Genomic DNA, 17,985 nt, shown 5'->3' with positions numbered 1-17,985 from the left:
TTTTTATGCAAGATACATTGCCGAACGTACACGCCGACCTGATCGACATTCCGTCGTTGGAGCAACTGGAGCCGCGTACACCGTCACTCCATAAGCCTCGAATCTTGCTTCTGTATGGATCGACGCGAGAGCGCTCTTTCAGCCGATTGGTGACTCAGGAAGCAGCACGCTTGTTGGAGGAGTTTGGCGCCGATACCAAAATCTTCGATCCCTCGGGTTTGCCGCTGCCGGACGATGCTCCGGATACACATCCTAAGGTCGCGGAGTTGCGCGAACTCATGCAATGGTCTGAAGGACAGGTGTGGTGTTCGCCTGAAAGGCACGGCTCCATGAGCGCAGTATTCAAGGCCCAGATCGACTGGGTTCCGCTTGCGATTGGTGCTGTTCGACCTACGCAAGGAAAGACCCTTGCAGTAATGCAGGTTTGTGGCGGCTCGCAATCTTTCAACGTGGTCAACCAACTACGGGTATTGGGGCGGTGGATGCGCATGTTCACCACCCCAAATCAATCTTCGGTGGCCAAGGCGTTCACCGAGTTCGACGAGGCAGGCCGTATGAAACCGTCCTCGTACTACGACCGACTGGTGGACGTGATGGAAGAGCTGATGAAGTTCACGCTGCTGTTGCGGGGTCGCCAGGACTACTTGGTTGATCGCTACTCCGAGCGTAAAGAGTCAGCTGAAGAGCTGTCCAAGCGCGTCAACCAGCGCTCCATTTAACTCACCGCGAGGAAACGGTATGAGTCAGATCACGATCTATCACAACCCGCAATGTGGCACCTCTCGCAATACCTTGGAGCTGATCCGCAACAGCGGAGAAGAGCCGACGGTTATCGAGTACCTACAGACCCCACCTGACCGCACCACGCTTGTCAGGCTGATCAAAGATATGGGTATCGAGGTGCGGGCCCTGCTTCGTATTAAAGGCACTCCCTACGAGGAGCTAGGACTCGGCGATACGTCACTTACTGATGACCAGCTCATCGGTGCCATGATGGCTCATCCCATCCTGATCAATCGCCCCATCGTCGTGACGCCCTTGGGTACACGCTTGTGTCGTCCGTTAGAGGCAGTCCTCGACCTTCTGCCGCAAGAGCAGCGCGGCAGCTTCGTCAAAGAAGACGGACAAGTCGTCATTGATGAGAATGGCCGCAGGGTTTAAACCGATGTAAAGCAGATGGGCCTGGAGGGATGCTGGTGAATCAAAACTCGAAATTTGATGTAGTGGTCATTGGCGGTGGCCAATCCGCACTCACCGTAGCCTATTTTTTGAGGCGTACAGGCCTTTCCTACGTATTACTCGACGCCGAGTCTGCACCGGGAGGGGCCTGGCGGCATGGGTGGGATTCTCTGAGACTATTCTCGCCGTCTGCTTGGAGCTCAATTGCCGGCTGGCCCATGCCAGCAGTACCCGAGGGGACTCCTGGGCGGGGCGATGTTGTCGAGTATCTAACTCAGTACGAACGCCGATATGACTTCCCCATCATCCGTTCCACGCGGGTGACCCACGTCGAGAACATCGAAGGCGGGTTACGCGTTTTTTCCGGGGATACTTTCTGGGATGCCAAAGCGGTCATCAGTGCAACAGGCACGTGGAGCAGTCCGATTATTCCAACCTATCCACGACAGGAGCTTTTCGAGGGGCAGCAGATCCATTCCGCTCATTACGTTGGGCCGAGTGAGTTCGAGGGAAAAACAGTGCTGGTCGTCGGCGGTGGTAACTCGGGTGCCCAGATTTACGCCGAAGTTTCGAAAGTAGCTCACGCAACTTGGGTGACTCAGCAAGCGCCAAAGTATCTTCCAGATGAGGTCGATGGCCGCGTCCTGTTCGAGCGGGCAACTGCTAAATTGAAGGCGCAACAAGAAGGGATGGAGCCTCAACAGCCCGTTGGAGGGCTGGGAGACATTGTGATGGTGCCACCGGTAAAGGAAGCTCGCGAACGCGGCGTGTTGAACGCGGTACGGCCATTCACGCATTTCACCTCAACAGGTGTTGTGTGGCCATCGGGAGCCGAGACGAAAATTGATGCTGTCATCTGGTGCACTGGATTTTCTCCAGCGCTCAACCACCTGGGCAACCTGGGTATCGTTGACGATGACGGTAAAGTCGCCGTGAATGAAAACCGGAGTGTTGCTTCACCTAATCTGTGGCTGGTGGGCTACGGCGATTGGACGGGGCTTGCTTCCGCCACATTGATCGGAGTAACCCGTACCGCTCGAGATGTAGTCAACCAAGTCCAAAGCTATCTTACAAGCGAAGCCTGATCGCTCGCGACGCAAATCGAGTGCGCCTACTGTGATGTGACTTCAAGCTCAGGGAAGAGAATTGGCTCCTGTGGAGGTGTTGTCTGGCACAGCCCGAGCCGCCAGTAGCCGACGTCGTGCCATCTCCCAAGTTTGAAGCCTACCTCCGGATATGTGCCGATATGGACGAATCCCAGCGACTCGTGCAGACCCACACTGCCTTCATTGGGCTGAGCAATTCCGGCGTAAGCTGCGCGAAAGCATTGTTTTTCAAGGATCGGAAGCAAAGTCTCATAGAGCTCACGGCCAACGCCCTGTCGGCGAGCCGATTCAGCTATGTAAACCGTCACGTCCACCGCCCAGCGGTAGGCCGGACGTGCGCGATGCTGGCTGGCATAGGCGTAGCCCTTGATCTCCCCACCTTCTTCGGCCACCAGGTAGGGATATATCTGAAGCGTTGTCTCTATTCGCTGAGCGATTTCCTCAGCGCTTGGCGGAGTCTCTTCGAACGAGATCGCTGTTTTAGAAACGATGGGGGCGTAAATGCGCTGGATGGCAACAGCATCTGCCACCACTGCCGTACGGATTTTCAAAGCCATGTATGTCGTCCCTGATTCGAAAGTTGAACATTACCCTTTTTAGTTTAGCTTTGAACATGTTCGAAATATGAAGTCGTGGGCATTCTTGAAATCGTCGCAATCTCCATTTGGATCGGTGCTGATTAAGACCGCCAATGTTTTAGCGACATCGCTGAGCATTCACTTTTCATCCATGTCAGGGCTTCTTGGCTATGACCAGCAGCCCCGCCACGATCAGGCCCGCGCCTGCAATCATGCGCAACGTAATGACCTCTCTAAGCACAAGACCGGCGAGCAGCATGGCAACGACCACGCTACCTTTATCGATCAGTGCAACCGTGGCGACATCCCCTACTTTCAGTGCCTTGTAGTAGAAGATCCATGACAAGGCAGTGGTAACGCCAGACAGTCCCAGCCAATACAGATTTCGGCTTGTGATGTTGGCCACTTCCTGTGTCGGAACAGCCCAGGTCGCGAATACGAGTACAAAGGCACACACGAACAGGGTGCGAACTGTTAGACCAAGCTCAGCTGAAATGCCTGCGAGTCCCATCTTGGCGATCACAGAAGTAAACCCGGCAAAAAACATTGAGATGAAGGCATAAGCCACCCATTTTTCCATGCGTGTATTTCCCTGAACATTGATGTTGCAAGCGACTGAGAGGCCAATCACAGATCACTTTCCCCTCAGCACCTACTCCTGGCTGACGCAGTCAATCTTGCGGATGACTTATTTCGGAATGTACGCCGCTACCGACTTGCGAATCTCTTCCCGCGCTTCATCCGCGCTCCCCCAGCGGCCCATCTTCACCCACTTACCCGGCTCTAATGCCTTGTAGTTTTCGAAGAAGTGCTGGATCTGTGCGAGGAGTAACGCAGGGAGGTCAGAGCATTCCTTTACGTTGCTGTACATAGAGCTGAGTTTTTCATGAGGCACCGCGATCACCTTGGCATCCGCTCCAGCTTCGTCCGTCATGTACATCACACCAACCGGGCGACTACGAATGACAACGCCAGGCGATACCGGGTAAGGGCAAATCACCAAGACGTCCAACGGGTCTCCGTCATCGCTCAACGTATTTGGAATGAACCCGTAGTTGGCCGGATAGAACATGGGCGTGCTGAGGAAGCGGTCTACGAAAATTTGTCCACTCGGCTTGTCCACCTCGTACTTGATCGGCGAGTGGTTTGCAGGAATCTCGATAACGGTGAAGAAGTCATCGGGGATGGCGTTACCAGCAGGGATGTCTGCGTAGCTCATGCTCATATCTCCAAGCGTCTAGGAAAGGCCAATGCCGCTGACGTTTTTGCCAACAGCTACACGTGGTTCGGTTTTGTTACGGTAACCAGTCCAACAGGTTTACCGGCTATAGGATGTCAGCGCACGAATGCATCATCTCCTGCATAAAACGCACGGCTGCCAAGATGCTCTTCTATTCGCAGAAACTGATTGTATTTCTCGACCCGCTCCCCCCGGCATGGAGCTCCTGTCTTGAGATGGCCAGTCCCCATCGCGACAGTCAGATCAGCGATGAAGCTGTCCACCGTCTCCCCGCTGCGATGAGAAACCATCGCCCCCCAATTTGCCCCATAGGCCATTTCGATGGCGGCCTTGGTCTCAGCCAGGGTTCCGATTTGATTGGGTTTGATCAGTACGGCATTGGCGACGTTTTCTGTGATGCCTCGCTGAATCCGTTCGACATTGGTGACAAATAGGTCATCTCCAACCAACTCGATCCGGTCACCCAGAGCAGCATTCAATAGCTTCCAGCCTGACCAATCGTCTTCCGCAAGGCCATCTTCCAGTACCGCAATCGGGTACTTGTCGACCCAGGAGGAATAGAGACTAATCAGCTCTTGAGCATCGACCTTACGACCCTCAGAGCGCAGATGGTAAAGACCGTTTTCATAGAATCCGCTGGATGCCGGATCGATAGCGATCTCGATCTGAGATCCAGGGGTATAACCGGCCCTTTCAATTGCCTTAATAATCAGCTCAATGGCATCTGAGTTTTTCTTGAGAGCCGGTGCGAAACCACCCTCATCTCCGACCGCCGTTGAGTAACCGGCATCCTTAAGCACCGCTTTCAGCTCGTGATAAACCTCAGCGCCCCAGCGCAAGGCTTCCTTGAAACTGCCAGCCCCTGCAGGTGCAATCATGAACTCCTGAAAGTCAGGGCCTTGCCAGTTGGCGTGCACACCGCCATTGAGAATATTGAACATTGGAACGGGCATTCTTGCCGCTTGCTCGCCGCCCAAATATTGGAACAAGGGCACGTTCAACGCAGAAGCCGCCGCTCTGGCAACGGCGAGGCTTACGCCCAAGATAGCGTTTGCTCCAAGCCTGGATTTGTCAGATGTTCCATCCAGCTTAATCATCAGATGATCAATCTGTTCCTGGTCAACCGCATCCTGGCCTCTGAGAGACGCAAATATCTCGGTATTCACATTGCTAACGGCCCTTAGCACACCTTTGCCGGAGTACCGCTTGGAATCATGGTCGCGCAACTCAACTGCTTCGTGAGCGCCTGTAGACGCACCGGATGGAACCGATGCCCGGCCCAGGGCTCCGCCCTCCAAGGTGACGTCGACTTCAACGGTAGGGTTACCGCGCGAATCGAGAATTTCACGTGCATGAATGGCCTGGATTTTCGTTTTCATAGATCTTCTCCAAGTAACGATTCGGGAACGTCATTAACCATGTGAATCCGTTGAGAGGCCTCTATGTCGGATGTCAGCTCTCCATGAGTATCCTGAACAGCTGCACTGCCGACACCGCAATTGCGGGAACCAAGAAGCCTCCAATAATTAGCTCAGGAATCTCTCCCACCAAGGGCATGAACTGCCCTCCCTTGGCCATCTTGAAAAGCTCCAGCATTTGGTTTGACGCAACCATCACAGAGCAGCAGTACGCAGTCTGGGCTTGCAGCCTAGCCCGCCTTTGATCTAGCAGATGAAAAGTCAGCAACGACACTCCAATGCTTACGATGAAAAGCACGGCGAATTCATACACGGATCCTGTAAGAAACCTGCCCATCACAAGCCCGAATACGATGCTCAGCATCACTGCGCTCATGTGGTCTCCCAATTTTCTAAAGTGGTTTTAATGAGCCGGCGTCGCTGAGCCCCATTTCGCAGTCTCATCTTTGGGTTACACATGGACATCGCGCTCATGACGCTCAATTTTGCTGTGCTCTCAGCTCGTAGCCCGGCAGGCAGGTGTGGGTCACGTCGGCCTTGCAGGACTTCTCACTGGGCATGCGCATCGTTACTAAGGCACCTTCGAGCGAGATGACGATGTACCAACCATCGCTCGATACTTTTTGGCTGCCTGCAATGCCCGCCAGGAAAAGCGACCAAAAAACCAGTCCTACGAGAAGCGGCTTGTTGTCACGAGCCCAGTTAGCAGGGGCTGGCTGTGGACGTAGGTTATAAACTCGGTACATGGCGTTTATCCTTTTTATTGGTTGTCCAACAAGGTGCGTTTTTTAGTTTTTCGCCTTGCCCACTCGACCGTATTCGATGGGCAATTTGATATAGCTCAGTGAAAACGACTCCTTGGCCAATGCCTCCAGCAACCTGTCGCACCCAATTTCATCAGTGGATATCGTCACTGTGACCGGATGATCAGCACCGCTGAGGAAATGCGCGGTATGCAAATGTCCCAAATGATCCAGCCCCTCCGTACCGCTCACTAACGTCGCACCCAGCACTCCCTCTCGCTTGGCGAACTCGACCAACCACTCTCCCAGTGTAAGGTGCTGGTAGTTGGTACTCTGCTCAGTGAAAAACGTCAGTTGAAAGCCATTCATGGCAACATCCTCTAATGTGGCGAGAGCGACTGAATTACAGGGCGTCACCGAGCGGTAACTCGCATAAGAGGAGAACTGCTCGCACCTTGCGCAACTCGTCAGCGTGGTCGCGCAGGAAGGTGCGCAGCTTGCCCTCTGTATCCAGTAATTCCAGACACTGGGGATGACGCATATCGCCAAGCTCCGGGTGATGATGGGAGATGCGATGGCCTGGCAAATAACCTGCAGAAATCGTCTTGAGCATGACCTGCTCAATTTTTGCTTTTTGAGCAACTTTAAGGAGGTGCTGGGCTAGTGCAGGTGCGCTTAGGTGGTGCCAGAAGCTGGTAACCCGAGCCCGGCTAGCGCCAGGAAAATAGAGTTGCAAAGCTGTCAGGCGATCTTGGTGATGTTCGGTCATTTCTCTTCCCCCACAAGAGTCACTTTCCGCTCGCTGGCGGATTCACTTTCAGCATGAAATTGCTTGATATCAGAGAGCCGGATTTCCTCCGGAAGAGGACGGTGATGCTTGCTGTGGCCGACGCGCTGGGCGTGATAGATCCCGGTGTGTCCGGATACGAGGTAACTGGCGATACAGGCAATGGCTGCAAGCGGAGCAATTTCGGGCCCGAAGAGCTCCATGGCCATGACGATGGTTGCCAGTGGCGTATTAGCTGCACCGGCAAAGACGGCGACAAAGCCGATACCAGCCAGCATGCCGAAGGGAAGGTGCAAGAGGGGAGCCAGCGAATTCCCCAAGGTGGCACCGATGTAAAACAGCGGTGTCACTTCACCGCCTTTGAATCCAGTGCCCAAGGAGACAACGGTGAACACCATCTTTCCAAGCCAATCCCAAGGGGCCATTGGCATTTGAAAGGATTGGACGATGCTCGGAATACCCAGTCCGATGTACTTATCGACGTCGATGTAATGGTTACTACCGAGCGCCCACACGGCGACTGCGATCAGCAGGCCGCCGGCGAAGGGTCTTAATGGTGAATAGGTGATAAGCCGCTTAACCAAAGCACCGAGCTTGTGGGTCGCTGTCGCGAATAGCAGACCGGTAAGGCCAAAGACAATCCCAGCGGCTACGACAGCCATGACGCTCCAGAGCTGTACTGGAACCACTTCGCCAATGACGTAATGCGTGTGAACCACCCCCCAGGCTTGCCCCACCTGGTCAGCAACGATTGCCGCAACTACGCATGGAAAAAGCGCGTCGTAACGCATACGTCCAATGGCCAACACTTCAAGTCCGAACAAAGCTCCAGCGAGGGGTGTGCCGAAGACGGACGCAAAGCCAGCGCTAATGCCGGCCATGAGAATCACCCGACGGTCTTCGCGGCGCAGACGGAAGACATGCGTCAGTTGATCGGCAAGGGCACCGCCCATTTGCACCGCCGTCCCCTCACGTCCCACAGATGCACCAAAAAGGTGGGAAACCACGGTTCCGATCAGCACCATCGGCACCATGCGCAAAGGCACGATCTTCTTAGGATCATGGATCTCATCGATGATCAGGTTGTTTCCGGCATCAACGGGTTTGCCTATCAAGTGATATGCAAGTCCCACAGCAAAGCCGGCCACTGGCAGGAGCCAGATTACCCAGGGATGGGTTTCTCGCCACTGGGTGGCATGATCCAAAGAAAGGAGGAATAACGCAGAAGCAGAGCCTGCCAAAAGAGCTACAAGACCAGCAAGCGCAAGCCATTTCGCTATATAGGGCAGTAAGTCGAGTTGTTCAGGTCGTCGAAATTTAGACATTTGGCCAGCCACAAAAAAGTAAGTGGGCCTGACCAAAAAGGGAATCTGAGCGCGAACGCCTACAGACCTGATTGATCAGGTTTCTGTAGGCATCATCAGCTGCTACGGGCGCAACGGTTGGTTAATGGAGGAATGCCATCTCCAATCCGTCGATCTTAGCTAGCTCCGCTCAAAATGTAAAATCATGTTACGGAGGCAGTAAGCACAGGAAGATCTCCTGAAGCCTTGCTTGGTAAAAGGATGCCGGACTAGGTGGTTTTTTTGCCGACGAAGCCCATTTCAATTGGAGTCTTTATGTAAAACACCGAGATTTCCTCAAGCTCCAATCGTACGAACAACCGTTCAGATTCGTCCTCGGTGATAGCCATGCGAATCTCGGTAGGCTGATCCGCCAGTTCAAAAAAATGGGAGGAGTGTAGCCGACCGGTATGCCCAAAACCCTCGATACCCGTAGATAGGGTCGCACCACGTAGTCCCATTTCTTTCGCCAAATCTACGATCCAGTCGCCGAGCATCTTTCCCTGATAACGACGGTTCTGTTGGGTAAAGAAAATCACCAGAAAACCTTTCATTTTCATCTCCTCAACGCGTACCGATCATTTGATAGGACAGAAGCCCGGCAGCCGTCATCGCCAGCGAGCCCACGACGTGCAATGAAACCGAACCGAGCGCCCACAGCAGCCTGTCTTCCTGGATCAGGGCAACTGTTTCTGCCGAAAACGTGGAAAAGGTTGTAAGCCCGCCACAGAAACCCGTGATGATCAGCAGACGCCACTCAGGACTCAGGGTGGGAGATGCGGCCAAAAACGCGATGGCTAGGCCAATGATGTAGCCCCCAACCATGTTTGCAACCACTGTGCCTGGGGGAATCGTCGGAAACAGAGCGTTTAGCTTCATGCCCAAGAGCCAGCGCAACCAGGCACCAAGTGACGCGCCAACGGCGATAACTACAAGTGATTTCAGCATGGCGGGCTCACCTCGTCAGACCTAGGCCAAGTAGATACCAGGTAAGCACAACGCGGGAGTGACGACTGGGGTAGTAGGATCATAATCCTGTCCTAGATTGGGGACAGGAAGCGGATACACCTACGCACCCTGTCCAGGGTTCACGTAGGCATCATCAGCACGAAGGCGGTTAAAGGAGGAATGCCATCTCCTGATCTGATCCTATAGCATCTGCGTCAATAGCATCAAGAGCCATACATGCGGGCGATCTTAAGGCGCCTTTGGCGAGGCAAGATGCTTGATCAATTATCAAGGTACGGGCCGACCCTTTGCGCAACTAGGTCAGTTGGCGCGTCTACATCGATTTAACCGATACCACCTCAACATACTTGTATTTCTTCCTAGCCGCCTTCACAGCCTCTTGCTCAGCAAGCAACGAGCTCAACGTATCAGCCTCGTGAATCAACTCGACCATTTTCCCTTCAAACTCGTTACCAACCCGAAGCGTGACCCGCAGCCTAGGCGTAAGTGCTTTTGCCACTTTCTTCTTCGCTGCTGGAGCGACCACCGGTTTGGTGAGCACAACTTCTTCCACAGGCTCCGGCACTAGCGGGGTAGAAACTTGCTCCTCTGGCTGAGGTGTGCCGAAAAGGGCACGACGCATTTCTTCTTCAGTTAAATCAGAGTTCATAGAACATCTCAAAGGGACGCATTTCGCTGGGAAAGCTCTAATAGGATTGTTGCTGACCTGTGTTCGTGGAGCCTGCGGGGACGTCAAATCCCCAATTCGATTTCAATACAAGAGCCTCGCAAGGCTCGCGAAAGCTGTGCCTTTGGCAGCAGTGTAATGAGCCCATCAACTAAGTTGCTAGCGTGACGAGCGTATAGCGTGACTGTGCCTGCATCATGCGTTCGACCTGGCACGATGGCACCTACCCGCTGCTGGGCAATTTTCAGTATGCTCAAGACGTCCTGACTCACCTGATTGATGGACAGGTGCTCTACCAACGGTCTGGGCGGAGGCGCGGCGCGGCTCCACATTTCGATGACCGCTTGGAGGAGTCCGTCTGAGCCAAGATGCTCGAGGGCCATTTCCCATAGCTGACCTTCCTGCGCCATATCCAGGCGAGCCCTAGCCATTGCGGAGTTCTAACATGAGGCTCTTTCTTGATTGCGAGTTTACCCGGCTATCAGCAGAAGCGAAGCTGATATCACTCGCATTGGTGGCTGAGGATGGGCGCGAATTCTACGTGGAATTGCTCGACTCATGGCGAGAAGAAGACTGTAGCGATTTCGTCGTACAAGTCGTCCTTCCGCAGCTGTGGGGAGGGAGCTACTCGCTACCCACAGCTGAAGCCAGGTTGTCTCTGCTCAAGTTTCTGACGTTGTTCAAAAATGAGGTCGAGATCGTCACGGATGCCCCTCAGTACGATTGGGAGCTTTTTTGCGACCTGGCATATGAGGACGGACGATGGCCCAGAATCGTTCGCAATTTTCCTACCGATGCGACGACGCTTTCTCCGACTAGCGAGGGTGAAGAGCTGCCTCACCACGCCTTGCTCGACGCCAGGATTATCGCCGGCATGTTCTCGTGAGTGAGCCGAGGGAGGGGGTATCCTGACCAGCGCAGAGGACATCATTGATCTATTTGTAGTGTCGTCTTTGACCGTCCCGCCGGTGTCTAGAAAGGCGTAGATCCAGTTTGACGACCAATTCCGTTTTAGCTAATTCGGTGGCAGGGTTGGTTGTGAGAGAACGCATCCCTATTGCAGACCTGCAGCAGCCTGTCTTAGATTCACTGCCTTTTAAGCATGGCAGCAGGCTGCCAATTCCAGGATTCTGAGGTTACGACCCTAAATGAGCTCCACAATTGAATGGGAAGTCGAACTTACCAGCGGCATTCCGATGTACTTGCATCAGCTTTCTCGCGAGAACGATAACAACGGGCATTTTTGGGTGTGGGGAGGAGTCGACGACTACCTCGACTGCACAAATGACCACTTCAGCTTCAGTTCCTCACATTTCGGCGATATCGAAGATGACCCTGATGTGGCCTGGCAGGTAGCGCACGAGCTTCTGTCGCTGTTCAACGGAGCAATGGCTTTGCTGTGGAACCAGCGACACCCCTTCCGGATTGCGCGCCTCTTGCGTGAGGGCCGGAGCGTAAACTACGTCGAAAAGCGTAATTTGCATGGCCTTCTCGGTGCTCTCCCAGCCTCAGCGACGCGAGGCAGGGAACGCGAAGATAGCGCGTTAGTTTTTCACCTTGTATCGCTTGCTTGCGAGTACCAAGACGCTTACCACTTGGTCAAGCTGTTTGAGCAAAAGGGCGGTTGGACTACCTATTACAAGATTCTCGAAACAATTGAGTCCTATACGGCGAAGTACGGTTTAACTGTGCCTGTAGACAAAAAGATTCAGAAAAGCTTTGAGCTGACTGCTAACAATTTTTCGATCAGTGGCTTTGAGTCGCGGCATGGATTCAAGCAGCAGGCGAAGGAAATCAAGACAGCATCTCTGACTATCGATGAAGGTTATAAATTCATCAGCGGGTACGCCAAGCGGTATCTGTCCACGCGGTTCGGCCCTACACTCCGGCAGAGACCGACTCTGAGATAGTTCCGTGTACTGGCTGATCGCCTTAAAGCCTTTTGCCGCAGCAGAACATCGCAAAGGGCTACCGTACAACAACGATGCAGGATTTATTGCAGTCGATCAGGCGTTGGCAGATACCTGGCGCCTGCTATACGTAAGAACTCACGCAAGCTGCGGCGCCCGACATCACGCCTAAACGTCGCAATCACGTACTTGGAGTTGACCGTGTTGATAACCCAAAACTTTCCCTCCTTCGTAACGGACTGAATGTCCGATGTCCGAATCAGCCTACCATCTGCAAATCGTTGGTACGGCCCAGGGCAAATGTGACTGAAAACTACGCCAACGGCACTGCATGCATGAATATGGACATTCACTAGGTAGGCCGTGACCAGCCCGTCGTAGTCTTGATTCACTGCTTTGGCGATGCGAAGAAGGTCGAAGTCCGAGTAGCGCTTTTCGTGTAAATCGACTGCGACGGTATTGATGTCGTCCATAGCTACAGAGCCTCCGACGCTGAGGCCACGCCGGCGGTTGGAGCACTGCGCCGATATAGCTCCCTGACCCCAACCAAGGCATCGACATCCAGGTCGCGTTGATGGGTATTGACGTACACATCACCACTCTCGACCTGCAGAACACAGATTGGCACTTCTGCCTGGTTGAACCCCATGGAAAGTGATTTCAGCATTTCCATCTTCCAGCCTGACCCTTTGTTCATCCATGCCGGGGTAACGACCTGGACATCTTGAATGACCATGCTCTCGTCTTGGGAGACCAGCAGCTCTACCAAGCGAGGCTCATCGTTCAGCATCTCTTCATAAGCTACGAATCGCCCCTCATGCCGGCGCTTGAGGCTCACGTGATACCAATGGGTAACCAAGGATCGCGACATGGCGTGAAAGTGAGCGAGACCATCCCCGAACATTCCCACCGGGCCGGCCTGGTCTTGCATGCTAATCCTGAACATCGTGTATCTCGTGTTGAGCAGGCCCGCGAAGTGCGCCTGCGATTAACATAAGCCAAATATTGTCTTCAGCGAGGCAGTCATCTCGCGCCCTTTTCCCACGAGCACGTACACCGTGTTTCGCGTCTCGAACAGGCAAATACCGTCGAACGATTTACACAGGGTCGAGCGCACCCAGCCCCCTGGCGGAAACCGGCCATGACCGTCATGGATGACGCAATGGGCATACATGAACAGCGGTTCCAGACCGGTAGCTCGTACTTTCGCGAGCGACTCTGGGGACTCGTCGACGTGGAAGATGACCCAGTCCTCGACGGTGCAAAAAGGCTTACGACCGAAGCGCCCCGCGACCAATACTTCCACTTCTGCATGAGACAGCGACGTGCCAGCAGAGGAGATTTCCCCTTCCCGCAGCAGCTCGTGCTCAGAAGAATTAGTCATAAATTGATGATCCTCTTGGCGACAAAGAAAATAGGGCTCTGCGCACGTACAGATCGCAAAGGTGGCGCACCTGTCGTCCCATCGCAATGACTATATACATTTGTGTGGAACTCATCAAACGGGGCATACCGTCTCCTTTTGTGGAGAGGTGCGCTGGATGTCTTTGCGGAAGGCATATGCGGCAACGCTACAGTGGCTGAGGGTTCGACATGGGTTGTCGCAAGCAGACCTCCAGCATCATACTGACCAAGCACACATAAGCCGCTTGGAAGCATCGACGACATCGGCTACCGTCGATCTCAGTGCCGACTTAGCTAAAGCGCTAGGCCTAATGCCACTCTCCTTTCTCACACTGGTGGCCGCAGCCGATGAAGGCAAGACCGCGCGCTCAGTTCTGAATGACACAATGAAAGAACTCATGCAGCTTGGTGTTCTTGATGAGCAGCTACCTGCCGAACCCCAAAAGCTCACTACGCCCCAGAGAATCGCTGCCGCAGAAAGACTCAAAGCGGTGCGCGATCTCAAGGCGGAAGGCCTTTCTCAAGCGGAGGTTTGCCGGCAATTAGAACTGCCCAAGAGCACAGTTAACCGGCTGTGGTACGTTGGCGGTTGACCCTGTTCAGGTCTCAAACTCAAGAATATCAGCGGCCTGCCCTGCAACGAGAACAACGTTCCGATCAATAGGTTCTGATCCCTGATCGGGTCGCTCAAGATATGGAGACTCAGGAATCTCCTGTCGGTAATGCTTTAGGACGTACATCGCCCGCTTTCGCTTGTCACGAAGGGAAATGAAACCTTGATCCTTGGAAACCGTCTCCGCGACCTTTTTCATCTCACTATTCAGTCTTGCCTGGTCTAGAGATGACGCCATTTCCTCAGCCTCATCCGCAGCCTGCTCAAATCTGTCGAGTGCCTTTGTGAAGTCCTGGTAGTCACCTACCTCAATGACTACCTGGCTACCGCGATAACGTACCCTCTGAGGCTCAATTAGGCACCAAACCGTGCCCAGCATGGATCAGAGCCATTTTTCGATGTCAGTATCCAGCAAAAAGGACAATGTGACCTCAGCCTTGGATCACGCTTTCTCGCACAGTAGTCCACGCTAGAAAACCACTTACAGGTTGCCAGTAGTCCACCCAGATTCGTAAAGTTCTACACCCTGGACTGGCCAGTGTGAGGAGACGATATGGATGAGGAATCGCTACCGATGCTCGAACCGGAGCTTGAGGCCATCCAGTGGCCGGCAGACTTCTCCGGCCAGCAGCTGTTTATCCAGGGTGAGGATTGGCAGTACAACGCGATGCTGAACTGGTCTCACTTTCGTGCCGACCTCTATGCTTTTGCATACAAAGATGCCGCCGACGGTCTTGTGGAGGCGATGGCGAATCGTCAGGTGCCATTGGACAGCGGCATTTATCCTTTGCTTTTTCTGTACCGCCATTCCTTGGAGCTGCAGTTCAAGCTGATGCTAAAGAGTGCTCGCGCTCTGACAGGCAAAGAGCCCAAGAACTACGATAAGCATCCGTTGATGCCTCTGTGGTCGGAGTTGCGGCATCTGCTCAAGGACTTGGGGCTAGAGCGCTCTGACGTCAACGCTACTGCTGTTCACGAATTCATTCGCCAGTTGGACAACGTCGACCCAGACTCGATGGCGTTTCGGTATGCGACGACCAACAGTGGTAAAGACCATCTCCCAGACGTTACGCATATCAACATCCGGCACTTGCGCGAGGTGCTCAACAGCGTCTTCGTTTGGCTAAACGGCACATACAGCTGGATTGGGGAGATGGAGCAGGGCCAGTCTTTCGACTGATCACGCTAGGTGTCATGCCCAGCGGTTCCCCTTCATACTGAGCATACTTTCTGGACAAGGTCTTACGCCAGACATCACCACCCATGGCTACGACCTAGTCCGTTTTAAATGGTTTGAAAAGTTTTTCGGGCGCTAGGTACAGCCTTCCGCGAGTCCGTGAGAACGCAACATAAAGCTTGTTTTTTGTCTGTGGGGGGAGCGCGGCGAGCGAGGACGTCTGATAGATCTTCCAGTGAGTAGTACCTAGCACAACGCACACATCGTTGTAGTGATCCAAACCCTTACTGGCGCCCCAGTTGTTAGACAGGCACCCGTACTTGTAATGCTCCTGATAGAACAGCTTCACCACGTTGCTATCGGCGTGTACGGCGTTAGCATCCACTTGATTGGCCAGAGGAATGATTTCGGTTTCGTAGGTATGCTGTGACTGCATATCAATCTGCAGATGTGTTCGAATAAAATCACATACGGTGACACCACACCTCCAGCTTCGGCTCAGTGTTTCCTTGTCGATAGTCACACCCGCCTTTTGAAAAAGCTTTTCGTATTTCCCAATGTCGGCGTGTAGCGAGCTGTTCACGTTTCCATCACGACTGGTGTCGAACGTATGCTGGTAGAAGTCACCTACAAATAGCATTTCAACCTTGGCTTTCGCTAATGCCATTAGCAGGTTGAAATCATGACCTGCTAGGTCTTGAACTTCGTCGACATAAAACTCATCGTAAAAGCGCTCCATTCGCGCCATCACGTCAGGAATTGCATTAACGGTCTCTAGGAGCTTTGCGAGGCGATTGTGGTAAACGCTGCCGCTTGTAGTGGCGTAATACGCCATATTGTCCCGTTTGAGCTTTAACGTACGGGCGTGCGGAGCTCGAAAGCTGATTCCCCGCGTCTGCATATGCACTTGCAGCAGAGGGCGATAGCAGAAGCTATAAAGGAACGTGAAATAACTCAGCAGGTTGATGTTTTTTGGGACATGGCCAAACCGTTTGATGATGCTATCGCGCAAATGGCGATAGTTGTTCTCCGTGTAGGTGATTATCAGTGCGCGCTTTTCTAGGCTCAGACGCTTCACTAGCAGGGTGGTCTTCCCTGACCCTGCCACGGCGAACATCACTCGTTTATCCATTGGATTGCCTCCGCGATGTAGGCAGGAACGGTGAGCTCGCCTGGCTTTCCCTTGAGCAGCTCAAACGCGGCTTCTGCCTTGTTTGCCAGCATGTATTCCAAGGGGGAGAGAGTTTTTCGTCCTGGGCCGAAGACGGCCTTGCAGGTTTCCTCGTTGTCGTTGTGCAACCCTATTTCGAAGGTTGAACGGTCATTGTCTTTGTCGGCAAAGACTTTGGCATTATCCGAAGCGAAGTCGACGTAGTTTTCTACGCAGTTTTTCTGATAATCCTTGTCATTGTCTCGTATGGCTGCGACTCGAATTCCGAGCAGGTTAGCGAGCTCCATGTACCTTTTGAAGCTGGTGCCCCCAATAGAGATTATGTGAACGTCATCGACATGCGGTAGACGCCCATTTGTACATTGCTTATAGAACTCTTCCACCAGGATGAATTCGGCATCACCTTCAACCAATATCACCTTCTTCGAGAGCGCGAACTCCAGGACGTTGTTGTCCGGGGCCTTCATGAAGAATTCTGCGGTGTCAGGTGATAGGGCTTTAAGTGAGCCAGCAGCTGCATTCGGGCCGATCAAAAGGGCATGCCTAAGATCAAGCCTTGAGCAGATATGGCTGCTGTGGGTTGCAATGAAAAGCTGGGTGCTCTCGTTCTCCGCTAGCTTGGCGACAAGTGCTTTCATGGAGGAATGGCTGAGGTGGTTCTCAGGCTCCTCCAAGAGCATTACATCCAAGCCGCCTTGCTTGTGCTTGCTCAGCGCAAATTCAGTCTTGATGAAGCACTGCCTTCCTTTGCCGTGGTTCTCAAGCGGAATATTGTCTTCCGTGATGATTAGGTCAGTTTCCAGGTTCGACCGGACGCTACTCCGTACGTCAAACTGATACGCGGGTAGGTCAGCGTTGAGCGCTGCGAGATGTTGTCCTGTAAAAGCCTGCTTGCCTTGGCGGTACAGGTTTTCAAGTTTATAGCGGTCTTCAACGGGGGCGTTGAAAGCGTAAACGGCTCGGGTGTATTCACGAGACGCGTGATCGCCATCAATACGTGAACCGTCTAGCATCATGTGCTTAATGGGGCGGTTGAATGCTGCGTAGGGCCTGCCGGCGAACGTTTCAAACCGCACCGCATAATATTCGAATGGGAAGTTCGGTTGATCATCAGCCAAGATGGCTTGCACCGCTTCGCCATACTCGGCCATCACCGCAAGGATCATGCGCACGCCGTCAGTCTGGCGCTGGTGGGAGTTGTTGGTTCCATACAGGCCTTCGTCGTCACCTTCCTCTAGGAAAACGTCGACTATCAGCTCAGGTAGTTTCTCCAGGCTCTTCTCCCCAGCAAGGAAAGTGTCAACCGAATCCTTGTTGAGCAGAGCTTCTGCACCCAGAGCTTCAATGCGGTTGCGACTCCCGCCGAGCGCGAGGTCTAGGGCAAGCAAAATACTGCTTTTTCCTGCCTCGTTGTTGCCGATCAACACATTCTTCCCAGCTTCGAAATCGAGCGTGAGAGATTTGAATTTCTTGAAATTCTGAATTACCACTTTCCTTATGGTGTGCATGTCTAGCCCTGAGCTGAGAAAGTCAAAATGAGAGAAAACTGCCTAACTTATAGGGTCAGGTTCGTCACGGCTCCACAAAACAGAACCGGACTATTTGCAACAAACCTATAGCCACCAGATGACCTCGTATAGCAGTTTCTCTTGCTCGTAGATACAGCTGGGACGGATGGCG

Annotated in this window: 25 protein-coding genes and 2 riboswitches; of the genes, 7 read left to right on the top strand and 18 right to left on the bottom strand. The window is 53.3% G+C overall.

Translation table 11 applies throughout. The annotated features are described in order from the left end of the window. Nucleotides 1–5: 5 nt before the first annotated feature. From arsH to LOY67_RS25525, 3 genes are read left to right on the top strand one after another with little or no spacing between them, the layout of a single operon-like run. On the top strand, nucleotides 6–719 hold the full coding sequence (gene arsH, locus LOY67_RS25535; RefSeq protein WP_265064939.1) for an arsenical resistance protein ArsH: 714 nt from the start codon (nucleotides 6–8) through the stop codon (nucleotides 717–719). A 19-nt stretch (nucleotides 720–738) separates the two neighbouring features. Further along, nucleotides 739–1,161, top strand: a complete 423-nt coding sequence (arsC, locus tag LOY67_RS25530) for an arsenate reductase (glutaredoxin) (protein ID WP_265064938.1) — start codon at nucleotides 739–741, stop codon at nucleotides 1,159–1,161. A 29-nt stretch (nucleotides 1,162–1,190) separates the two neighbouring features. After that, a complete protein-coding gene (locus LOY67_RS25525) occupies nucleotides 1,191–2,264 on the top strand; it encodes an ArsO family NAD(P)H-dependent flavin-containing monooxygenase (RefSeq protein WP_265064937.1) in 1,074 nt (357 codons plus the stop codon). Between the two features lie 26 nt (nucleotides 2,265–2,290). On the opposite strand, the gene LOY67_RS25520 is transcribed toward LOY67_RS25525, so the two are convergent. The 12 genes from LOY67_RS25520 to LOY67_RS25465 all read right to left on the bottom strand — a co-directional run bounded on the left by LOY67_RS25520 (nucleotide 2,291) and on the right by LOY67_RS25465 (nucleotide 10,012). Beyond that, the gene (locus LOY67_RS25520; protein ID WP_265064936.1) at nucleotides 2,291–2,842 is read right to left on the bottom strand and encodes an arsinothricin resistance N-acetyltransferase ArsN1 family B; all 552 of its coding nucleotides are present in this window, start codon (nucleotides 2,840–2,842) and stop codon (nucleotides 2,291–2,293) included. A gap of 175 nt (nucleotides 2,843–3,017) precedes the next feature. Continuing rightward, a complete protein-coding gene (locus tag LOY67_RS25515) occupies nucleotides 3,018–3,443 on the bottom strand; it encodes an EamA family transporter (protein ID WP_265064935.1) in 426 nt (141 codons plus the stop codon). A 108-nt stretch (nucleotides 3,444–3,551) separates the two neighbouring features. Beyond that, nucleotides 3,552–4,082: an inorganic diphosphatase gene (gene ppa, locus LOY67_RS25510; RefSeq protein ID WP_265064934.1), complete on the bottom strand. Its 531-nt coding sequence runs from the start codon at nucleotides 4,080–4,082 to the stop codon at nucleotides 3,552–3,554. Nucleotides 4,083–4,198: 116 nt separating this feature from the next. After that, nucleotides 4,199–5,482 (bottom strand): phosphopyruvate hydratase, encoded by a 1,284-nt coding sequence (eno, locus tag LOY67_RS25505; RefSeq protein WP_265064933.1) that lies wholly within the window; start codon nucleotides 5,480–5,482, stop codon nucleotides 4,199–4,201. 73 nt (nucleotides 5,483–5,555) lie between these two features. Continuing rightward, entirely contained in the window at nucleotides 5,556–5,897 is a 342-nt protein-coding gene (locus LOY67_RS25500) for a hypothetical protein (RefSeq protein WP_265064932.1), read from the bottom strand. A 103-nt stretch (nucleotides 5,898–6,000) separates the two neighbouring features. Continuing rightward, nucleotides 6,001–6,267, bottom strand: coding sequence for a hypothetical protein (locus LOY67_RS25495; RefSeq protein WP_265064931.1), 267 nt, complete (start codon nucleotides 6,265–6,267; stop codon nucleotides 6,001–6,003). A 42-nt stretch (nucleotides 6,268–6,309) separates the two neighbouring features. Then, nucleotides 6,310–6,633, bottom strand: coding sequence for a DUF190 domain-containing protein (locus tag LOY67_RS25490; protein WP_265064930.1), 324 nt, complete (start codon nucleotides 6,631–6,633; stop codon nucleotides 6,310–6,312). 34 nt (nucleotides 6,634–6,667) lie between these two features. Further along, nucleotides 6,668–7,033, bottom strand: coding sequence for a hypothetical protein (locus LOY67_RS25485; protein WP_265064929.1), 366 nt, complete (start codon nucleotides 7,031–7,033; stop codon nucleotides 6,668–6,670). Further along, nucleotides 7,030–8,376, bottom strand: a complete 1,347-nt coding sequence (locus LOY67_RS25480; protein ID WP_177106100.1) for a voltage-gated chloride channel family protein — start codon at nucleotides 8,374–8,376, stop codon at nucleotides 7,030–7,032. Before LOY67_RS25480 ends, LOY67_RS25485 begins: the two co-directional genes overlap by 4 nt. Before the next feature lie 79 nt (nucleotides 8,377–8,455). Beyond that, a riboswitch (Fluoride riboswitch) is annotated at nucleotides 8,456–8,528 on the bottom strand. A 96-nt stretch (nucleotides 8,529–8,624) separates the two neighbouring features. Next, nucleotides 8,625–8,948 carry a DUF190 domain-containing protein gene (locus LOY67_RS25475; protein WP_047338306.1) on the bottom strand — a complete coding sequence of 108 codons (324 nt, stop codon included), beginning with the start codon at nucleotides 8,946–8,948 and terminating at the stop codon, nucleotides 8,625–8,627. A gap of 10 nt (nucleotides 8,949–8,958) precedes the next feature. Next, nucleotides 8,959–9,342, bottom strand: coding sequence for a fluoride efflux transporter CrcB (gene crcB / locus LOY67_RS25470; protein WP_265064928.1), 384 nt, complete (start codon nucleotides 9,340–9,342; stop codon nucleotides 8,959–8,961). Nucleotides 9,343–9,480: 138 nt separating this feature from the next. Beyond that, nucleotides 9,481–9,542: riboswitch (Fluoride riboswitch) on the bottom strand. A 134-nt stretch (nucleotides 9,543–9,676) separates the two neighbouring features. Then, nucleotides 9,677–10,012, bottom strand: a complete 336-nt coding sequence (locus LOY67_RS25465) for a hypothetical protein (RefSeq protein WP_265064927.1) — start codon at nucleotides 10,010–10,012, stop codon at nucleotides 9,677–9,679. Nucleotides 10,013–10,475: 463 nt separating this feature from the next. Here LOY67_RS25465 and LOY67_RS25460 point away from each other — a divergent pair, with 463 nt between their 5' ends. Together LOY67_RS25460 and LOY67_RS25455 are read left to right on the top strand one after the other, a co-directional pair. Continuing rightward, nucleotides 10,476–10,916 (top strand): 3'-5' exoribonuclease, encoded by a 441-nt coding sequence (locus tag LOY67_RS25460; RefSeq protein WP_265064926.1) that lies wholly within the window; start codon nucleotides 10,476–10,478, stop codon nucleotides 10,914–10,916. A 262-nt stretch (nucleotides 10,917–11,178) separates the two neighbouring features. Then, nucleotides 11,179–11,940, top strand: coding sequence for a hypothetical protein (locus tag LOY67_RS25455; protein ID WP_177045809.1), 762 nt, complete (start codon nucleotides 11,179–11,181; stop codon nucleotides 11,938–11,940). An 83-nt stretch (nucleotides 11,941–12,023) separates the two neighbouring features. Here the strand turns inward: LOY67_RS25455 and LOY67_RS25450 are convergent, their stop codons facing one another. The 3 genes from LOY67_RS25450 to LOY67_RS25440 are packed head-to-tail and all read right to left on the bottom strand — an operon-like array spanning nucleotide 12,024 to nucleotide 13,324. After that, nucleotides 12,024–12,413, bottom strand: coding sequence for a hypothetical protein (locus LOY67_RS25450; protein ID WP_265064925.1), 390 nt, complete (start codon nucleotides 12,411–12,413; stop codon nucleotides 12,024–12,026). Between the two features lie 2 nt (nucleotides 12,414–12,415). Further along, nucleotides 12,416–12,886, bottom strand: a complete 471-nt coding sequence (locus LOY67_RS25445) for a hypothetical protein (protein ID WP_177045807.1) — start codon at nucleotides 12,884–12,886, stop codon at nucleotides 12,416–12,418. 42 nt (nucleotides 12,887–12,928) lie between these two features. After that, on the bottom strand, nucleotides 12,929–13,324 hold the full coding sequence (locus LOY67_RS25440) for a DUF6957 family protein (RefSeq protein ID WP_265064924.1): 396 nt from the start codon (nucleotides 13,322–13,324) through the stop codon (nucleotides 12,929–12,931). Nucleotides 13,325–13,481: 157 nt separating this feature from the next. Here LOY67_RS25440 and LOY67_RS28370 point away from each other — a divergent pair, with 157 nt between their 5' ends. Continuing rightward, nucleotides 13,482–13,937: a helix-turn-helix transcriptional regulator gene (locus LOY67_RS28370; protein ID WP_320109996.1), complete on the top strand. Its 456-nt coding sequence runs from the start codon at nucleotides 13,482–13,484 to the stop codon at nucleotides 13,935–13,937. Between the two features lie 6 nt (nucleotides 13,938–13,943). Here LOY67_RS28370 and LOY67_RS25425 read toward each other — a convergent pair whose 3' ends face one another. After that, the gene (locus tag LOY67_RS25425) at nucleotides 13,944–14,336 is read right to left on the bottom strand and encodes a hypothetical protein (protein ID WP_265064923.1); all 393 of its coding nucleotides are present in this window, start codon (nucleotides 14,334–14,336) and stop codon (nucleotides 13,944–13,946) included. Between the two features lie 174 nt (nucleotides 14,337–14,510). Between LOY67_RS25425 and LOY67_RS25420 the strand changes: the two genes are divergently transcribed. Next, complete coding sequence (locus LOY67_RS25420; protein ID WP_265064922.1) at nucleotides 14,511–15,137, top strand: hypothetical protein; 627 nt, start codon at nucleotides 14,511–14,513, stop codon at nucleotides 15,135–15,137. A 94-nt stretch (nucleotides 15,138–15,231) separates the two neighbouring features. Here the strand turns inward: LOY67_RS25420 and LOY67_RS25415 are convergent, their stop codons facing one another. Together LOY67_RS25415 and LOY67_RS25410 are read right to left on the bottom strand one after the other, a co-directional pair. Beyond that, entirely contained in the window at nucleotides 15,232–16,266 is a 1,035-nt protein-coding gene (locus LOY67_RS25415; RefSeq protein WP_265064921.1) for an AAA family ATPase, read from the bottom strand. Beyond that, nucleotides 16,251–17,813 (bottom strand): ATP-dependent nuclease, encoded by a 1,563-nt coding sequence (locus tag LOY67_RS25410; RefSeq protein ID WP_265064920.1) that lies wholly within the window; start codon nucleotides 17,811–17,813, stop codon nucleotides 16,251–16,253. The genes LOY67_RS25415 and LOY67_RS25410 overlap by 16 nt, the downstream gene beginning before the upstream one ends. Nucleotides 17,814–17,985 lie beyond the last annotated feature (172 nt).

Origin of the sequence: Pseudomonas sp. B21-056, assembly GCF_026016325.1 — a bacterium.
Lineage (GTDB): Bacteria > Pseudomonadota > Gammaproteobacteria > Pseudomonadales > Pseudomonadaceae > Aquipseudomonas.
This window is presented reverse-complemented; position numbering and strand designations above follow the sequence as displayed.